At 56.1% G+C, this 6,237-nt stretch carries 7 protein-coding genes and 1 pseudogene; 4 read left to right on the forward strand and 4 right to left on the reverse strand.

Features of this window, described 5'->3' with window-relative positions:
• The coding region (locus tag K7A42_RS00045) for a DUF1236 domain-containing protein (protein ID WP_282454647.1) at positions 1-351 on the reverse strand (351 nt) is incomplete at its 3' end.
• A gap of 428 nt (positions 352-779) precedes the next feature.
• Between K7A42_RS00045 and K7A42_RS00050 the strand changes: the two genes are divergently transcribed.
• From K7A42_RS00050 to K7A42_RS00065, 4 genes are all read left to right on the forward strand, one after another.
• Positions 780-1,097 carry a PepSY domain-containing protein gene (locus tag K7A42_RS00050; RefSeq protein WP_045535316.1) on the forward strand — a complete coding sequence of 106 codons (318 nt, stop codon included), beginning with the start codon at positions 780-782 and terminating at the stop codon, positions 1,095-1,097.
• Positions 1,098-1,113: 16 nt separating this feature from the next.
• Positions 1,114-1,713 (forward strand): general stress protein, encoded by a 600-nt coding sequence (locus K7A42_RS00055; protein ID WP_034499533.1) that lies wholly within the window; start codon positions 1,114-1,116, stop codon positions 1,711-1,713.
• 1,113 nt (positions 1,714-2,826) lie between these two features.
• The gene (locus K7A42_RS00060) at positions 2,827-3,342 is read left to right on the forward strand and encodes a YidB family protein (protein ID WP_022557531.1); all 516 of its coding nucleotides are present in this window, start codon (positions 2,827-2,829) and stop codon (positions 3,340-3,342) included.
• Between the two features lie 245 nt (positions 3,343-3,587).
• Positions 3,588-4,097: a hypothetical protein gene (locus tag K7A42_RS00065; protein ID WP_234826136.1), complete on the forward strand. Its 510-nt coding sequence runs from the start codon at positions 3,588-3,590 to the stop codon at positions 4,095-4,097.
• A gap of 633 nt (positions 4,098-4,730) precedes the next feature.
• Here the strand turns inward: K7A42_RS00065 and K7A42_RS00070 are convergent.
• The 3 genes and pseudogenes from K7A42_RS00070 to K7A42_RS00080 all read right to left on the reverse strand — a co-directional run.
• Positions 4,731-5,462, reverse strand: a complete 732-nt coding sequence (locus K7A42_RS00070; RefSeq protein ID WP_022557529.1) for a gamma-glutamylcyclotransferase — start codon at positions 5,460-5,462, stop codon at positions 4,731-4,733.
• A 65-nt stretch (positions 5,463-5,527) separates the two neighbouring features.
• Positions 5,528-5,989: a RidA family protein gene (locus tag K7A42_RS00075; RefSeq protein WP_037094991.1), complete on the reverse strand. Its 462-nt coding sequence runs from the start codon at positions 5,987-5,989 to the stop codon at positions 5,528-5,530.
• A gap of 98 nt (positions 5,990-6,087) precedes the next feature.
• A pseudogene (locus K7A42_RS00080) lies at positions 6,088-6,237 on the reverse strand (alpha/beta hydrolase); the annotation flags it as partial.

Genomic DNA, 6,237 nt, shown 5'->3' on the forward strand with positions numbered 1-6,237 from the left:
CTCGTAGGTCGCAGGATCGATGATGATGATCCGTTCGTCAGCAAGAACGATATATTCGTAATCACGGTACTGCGGAACGATCTGGATCACGCGCGCTGGGAGCTTGTGAAGCCTAACGGTTCTTGGAACCGCGGTTCCAACGGAAATACTGAATGTCGGGCGGACGGGTTCGACCTTGTTTTCGATGATTACATTTCGGATTTCGGTGCGCTGCTCGGTCGTGACATTGACGTTCACTTGCGAACCGGACTTCTGCTCTTTTGTCGCCGCAGATGGCGACCCCGAGACATCGCCGTTCGTCGCACCAGCAGTGCCTGTCGTTTCAGTCTTGGTTTTGGAAGAACCAGGCATCCGGGCTTGGTCCGGTTACCAGCTCTGCCGAACGGGATCCGACGAGCAAACAGGAACGCGGCTCTGTGCCTAACGCCTGGTTTGCCCACGATGAGACGAAATCGCCGATATTCTGCGCTATCCACGTGCCAAAATGAAAAAGGTCCGGAAGGTTCGGAACGGGATCACGATCGACGATCTCTATGGTCTCCTGACTACCGATGCCAATCGCCTCGTGTAGCTTTCCAGCCGCTCTACCGCTTCAGTTGCTATCTCCCACTTATTCGGCCGTTCGCCTGCGCCACTGTCCAGACCCTTGCATCGTCGCTCGTATGCCTGACGCGCCGCCATGCTTGTTGAGCACTAGGCCTCCGATGCTGGAACCAACACAACATCAAAGGGTTAATCAGGTGGATCAATCTACGCAGATCCGAGCTAGGGAGAAAACCATGAAAAACACTATTCTCACAGCCGCCTTCATTTGTGTCTCGGCCCTTACAGCACATGCTCAAGGTGCGCCCAAGGCCAACAGCGACGGAAACACGCCGGCAATTGCGACCCCCGACACGAAAAACCCGACGGCCCCGGTGGAGGGCGCCAACAGTTTTACTGAGGACCAGGCAAAGGATCGGATCGAAAAAGCGGGTTATATGGGGTTGAAGGATCTTAAGAAAGACGACAGGGGCGTTTGGAATGCCACCGGCATGAAGGACGGCAAAACTGTTTCGATCGCTCTCGATTATCAGGGCAATGTTGTTGCCAAGTAACCTCTAGGAGGATGTTATGAGAACTGTTACCGGACTTTTTGACGATTACGCAGACGCAAGTTCCGCCGTCAGTGAACTCGAAGCTCAGGGCGTACCATCCAGCGATATCAGTATCGTTTCCAATAACGGCGATCGGCGGCACGAAGAGTCGAATGCCGCAGAAGGGGCCGGAACTGGCGCGGGGATCGGTGCGGTCGTCGGCGGTGCGGGCGGCCTGCTCACCGGCCTTGGCTTGATGGCCATTCCGGGCGTCGGTCCGGTCGTTGCAGCTGGCTGGCTTGCAGCGACTGCAGCGGGCGCGGCAGCCGGTGCGGTTGCAGGTGGGGCCGCTGGCGGGATTATTGGCGCACTGACGAGCTCCGGCGTCCCGGAACGAGATGCCCACTTCTACGCGGAAGGCGTCCGCCGGGGTGGCACCCTCGTCACCGCAAAGGTAGATGACGCCTTGGCGCCGGAGGCTGAAGCCATTCTCAAACGCTCGAATTGGGTCGATCCGACAGAACGTCGCGCCGCGTACGAGAAGCAAGGATGGACGCGTTTCGACGAAACGCTGTCGCCCTACGAGGCCGAACAGATTGAACAGGAACGGCTTCGCTATCGCGGCAATGGTATGTGAGAGTTTCAGGAGGGGCGCCACGGTGGCGCCCCTCTAGTGACGCCCGATACCACCTTTGATAAAGATCTCGTACACCAGAAAATTGCCGCGATTAATTCAACGGTCTGCGGCAGAGATTTCATTCCACCCGCTCTAATTAGTATGCAGAATTCGTAATCGGAACAGCCAGTCGGCCGTAAGTGCCACTTGCCCCTTCGTGATATCTCTCGGCATGCAAACCTTGCAATTTCGCCCGGATCCCCTTTCGGTACCGTCCGTTCACGCAAGGAATATTGCAAACCAAGTTTTAATAATTACCGTCAATTATAATGTGGCGCGGCTTGTACAGCGTCCGCGCGCCCGCGTCGGAGACACTGACATTTTCCGAAACTTTTCATGATCGTCACCTTGTCTACAATATTTGCGGCCATGCTGATCACAGTGATTGCAGCGCAGACAATTGGTTCGCAAGTTCGGACAGCGAAGTAACGCACGCCCCTGGCATAATTAATAAACTCTAACTGCGATCGTGACATTGCGTCGCGCAGGTATACACAGATTCAGGTCGAATTTTTCGTCACTAACGTCCATTTCAGATGCTCGTTTCAATCCTCACCCTGCTTGTCATTTTCATGCCCGTCTACCCGTTCTTCAAATGGGTTCATCATGACGCGCAAAATGCGGGCACATCCTCAAAATCGCACCAGGCCAGCCGCGGCCTGGAACGACACTAATTTCGCGCGGCCGCTCTCCTGTCGATGATGAAAAATTTCCCCACGCCTGCATTTAAGATCCCGAAAGCCTCCGCTCGACCTAGGCATGGCGCAGGACTGCCGTCATTGCCGGACGATCCAAGTTGGGCGAAAATCTTATGGCGTCTCGACCTCGCCGAACGAAGTGAACGACATGAGCGGAAGGTAGCTTGCTCTCAGGGGCGCCACCCGCATGGCGCCGCTATCGGACATCCGTTTCTCTCCCTCCCAGCCCGTTCATTAGCGCGTTTATCAGAAGAAGCGGCTGCCAGTGTCCATCCATTGACCTCATGGAACCTCATTGCCGACGAGTCGTTTTGTTTTTGCGAGAGGCCCACGTCGCCATGTTTTCTCGGGGCCCACGAAAACAAGGAGAAAAATCATGGTGAGCGGCCAACTGAAAGCATTGCTGGGTGTACTTGCGGTAGCAGGCTATCAGAATAGGGAGAAAATCGCGGAATTTCTGAGGGGGTTGAACGCGCAGCAGTCCGCCGAAGCCAACCGGGATGAAGGATCGGCCTCACCGCGGTCGGGCGGCGGCGACCTACTCGGCAAGCTCGGTGGCGGCAGGGACTCCGGCGGCATCGGATCCATTTTCGACGGGCTCACCTCAGGAGGGATTTTAAGCGGTGGTCTGAGCGACCTTCTCAAGACGTTCCAACAAAACGGCTTCGGGCAGAAGGCGGAATCCTGGATCAAGCCAGGGGCAAACGACGACATCAACGCCGACGAACTCTCAGAGGCGATCGGGCCGGAGGTCCTCGATGAATTGGCCGCGAAGACACGTCTGTCGCGTGAAGAGATATTGGCGCGTCTTAGCAAGGATCTACCGCAAGCTGTCGATGAACTGACGCCAGATGGGACCATTCCATCCGACCAGCAGGTTCCGAAGCCCTGATACAAATCGTTGCTGGACAGCACTGACACGCTGTGGGCTGCTTGATCTGTTGAGTAAATGCTGGCCGCGTGAGGTCGGCATACAAGATATTGCGGACGCTTTTCACTCTCTGGAGCAACAGGAAAATGGAGGCGGCAGGCCCGATTTCCGCTAATCAGGAAACATCGGTCAAAACGCCGCGGTTCTCACCGCCACCGTAAACCCTTCGCGGAACTTGCCTGCAACCAGGTGGCTGGGCGGGCGACATGGAGCCCAAAGGCGATGGACGGGTTTGGAGATTGGTGCCCGGCACCATTGCCCGGAAAATAAATGTGTTGCAAGGTGCCGCCGATGGATGGGGGTACAAATCCATGAAGCAACCGCATATGCAAGTTGCCCAGGTTCTGATGAAGGGCGCGGGCTTTTATTCATGGTGTCTCCGAGAAAACAGCCTGACTGCTGACAAGGCTTTTGCACAGATATATGAAATCGACGAAGGAGAACTCGCGCGCGGTGTTCCAGTTGAGTTTATTCTTGAACGTATCGTGGAGGAAGATCGGCCACGGCTGGCCGCTAGAATTCATGAAGTCATTCTGGGGGGTGAACCACTCGTCTCACCGTATGCAATCGAGTGTCCCAGCGGACGTCGAAAATCTCTTCTGAGTATGGGCTCCTGCTCTCGAGACCTGGACAATCTTCCTTCAATCTATTCCGGGGTCGTACTCAGCAGACAGCTGAGACGAAACTCGAGACGGGTCATCTGGAATCGCAAATAACATCCGCTGTAAAAATCGCCAGGAATGCGGGGCTTGAGCTCACCGAACGATACCTTTTTTCGGCGCTGAGATCGATGTCGTCTTCGGAGCTTCAAACGTGAACGGAGGGCGCGTAATGAGCAGCTTCTGACACCAGCGAGGAGAACGTGAGCCGTACGGCAACCGGCCTTCTGACCTTTTCATGCGCTTCTGGCACTCGCCCACCGCGTTCGTAGGTAGTGCGCGAGTGCGGTGCTTTCGCGGCAGAAACACAGATTTCTTTCTTTTCTCGGCTTCACTGTAACGACGCCGTTTGAAACCATTGGCGCGTGTAGGCGCCTTGACGAAAACCGAACTCTGGCCTGCAACGAAAGACATCGTCGACAGCAGAACATGCTGACACGGCTTGCGGCCGACAGTCTTTATTTAATCAGGGCGTATTTCATTTAATCAAGCAACAGGCGTAAAAACGCGCGCTTAATTTACCCGCCGGCATTAATTGCTGACGTGATCAAGGTGACATAGGCGGACGGTCCCTTGTTGATGCCTTTCACGGACTGGCCGTTGGTTTTATTTTTGACCTTCTACTATCTACTATCCAGCTCCACAGTATCGCCTGCTCAAAACGCTTCAAGAAACGGGCGGCATATATTGTCATGCGGGATGAGCATGTCGCGGAAGAGCTTGAAGCCTTTCCGCGACAAGTTTTTGCAACTGCCAGAGATTTCGATCGAAAATGTTGCGCTCCGAGAGATCAAGAACCGTGCGATGCAGATATTCCGCGCAGGAACCGGCCGGCCCGCACGCCTGGGCGATCAGCGCGGCGGCCTCATTGAGAGGCACCTTGTATGTCAGCGGCGACTGCTTCGGGCTTGCCCAGAACGTTAGTACCCGACGGGCGCCCGCCGGCGTCTTGACCGTGACCCAACGTACCATGTCAGACACCTCAGCATACCGGATTTCGCGCGCCAGAAGGTTCCGGAGATCTCGTTTCTTTGTAGCACATGGAAGCTTGAGAACCACGCCGGAACAGCTTCCCCCTGGCTGAAGGGCGAGCATCAGACCCGGCGCGTCCGAGGTGGCACGAAGCCGTTCGATCCTTAGCGAGAACGCACGATGCCAACCGTGGACGACGGCGTTTTCCATGCCCGCCACTTCAAATCCGGGGTTCCACATCAATGAGCCATAGGCGAATATCCAGATTTCCTCTTCGCCAGCTTGCTTCTCTACCCGTTGGACAAGCTCGTCGAGTTGCTCGGGCGAGATTGGCGTCCAGTCTGGCTCCGGGCCTTCCTCTTCGACGACTCTGAACGACCTGGCAACGAGTTCCGAGGTCAGATGCAAGGTTGCTGGCGATCGTGTTTTGACGGAAGATGGTCTAGGCATTCGGAAAACCTGTCCTAAGATGTTCGCGGCCGAGTTCACCGGTGGCGTTTGGAGCGGCTGCTGCCTTATGAGGCGGGCGGCACGTCGACCACCGCGCGGAACGTGATCTCCACGATCTGTTCAGGGAATGCCAGCGCGCCCACTCCGATCAGGTTGCTTGCTACCGGCGGCGTATCTGTACCGTACATCTCCTTGCGGACCTTGGCTCCGGCTGCGAACGCGCTCGGGATGTCGAGAACAAAAAGTGTCTCTTCCACAACGTCATTGAGAGAGGCGCCGAATTCGGCGAGCAGCTTCCTGGCATTGACGTAAGTCTGACGGATCTGGTCTTCCATCCGCGTGAAGTCGGCTGGCCGGCCTCCGGCGTCAAGGGTGGCGGGCGCCACGAGCTTTCCATCGCCATCGTGGCTGAGCTGTCCCGAGATATAGATCGTGTCTTTGATCTGGACAGCCTGCGCATATCCGAAAGCCTGCTCCCAGGCCACGCCGTGGTTTACGATTTTCCTGACAGATTCGGTCGTCGACATGATTAGTTTCCAATCGTGAAGTAGCGCTTTCCGCGCGTATGGGTATCTGAATTTGGGAGACGGCGGGTATGGGGGAACGACAAGTTCCCGCGATGTGGTCAGGACCGGATGAAGGCCAGCAGATCGGCGTTCAGCACATCGGCATTGACGGTGAGCATGCCATGCGAGAAGCCGGGATAGGTCTTCAGCGTGCCGTTTTTCAGCAGCTTCACCGATTTCAGGGCGGAGTCGGCGATCGGAACGATCTG

Origin of the sequence: Agrobacterium sp. InxBP2 (assembly GCF_026191755.1) — a bacterium.
GTDB classification, from domain to species: domain Bacteria; phylum Pseudomonadota; class Alphaproteobacteria; order Rhizobiales; family Rhizobiaceae; genus Agrobacterium; species Agrobacterium pusense.

Excerpts from the sequence above, each read along its gene's own strand:
- K7A42_RS00050 (WP_045535316.1), top strand. The coding sequence starts at position 780 with ATGAAAAACACTATTCTCACAGCCGCCTTCATTTGTGTCTCGGCCCTT.
- K7A42_RS00055 (WP_034499533.1), top strand. The coding sequence starts at position 1,114 with ATGAGAACTGTTACCGGACTTTTTGACGATTACGCAGACGCAAGTTCC.
- K7A42_RS00060 (WP_022557531.1), top strand. The coding sequence starts at position 2,827 with ATGGTGAGCGGCCAACTGAAAGCATTGCTGGGTGTACTTGCGGTAGCA.
- K7A42_RS00065 (WP_234826136.1), top strand. The coding sequence starts at position 3,588 with ATGGAGCCCAAAGGCGATGGACGGGTTTGGAGATTGGTGCCCGGCACC.
- K7A42_RS00070 (WP_022557529.1), bottom strand. The coding sequence starts at position 5,462 with ATGCCTAGACCATCTTCCGTCAAAACACGATCGCCAGCAACCTTGCAT.
- K7A42_RS00075 (WP_037094991.1), bottom strand. The coding sequence starts at position 5,989 with ATGTCGACGACCGAATCTGTCAGGAAAATCGTAAACCACGGCGTGGCC.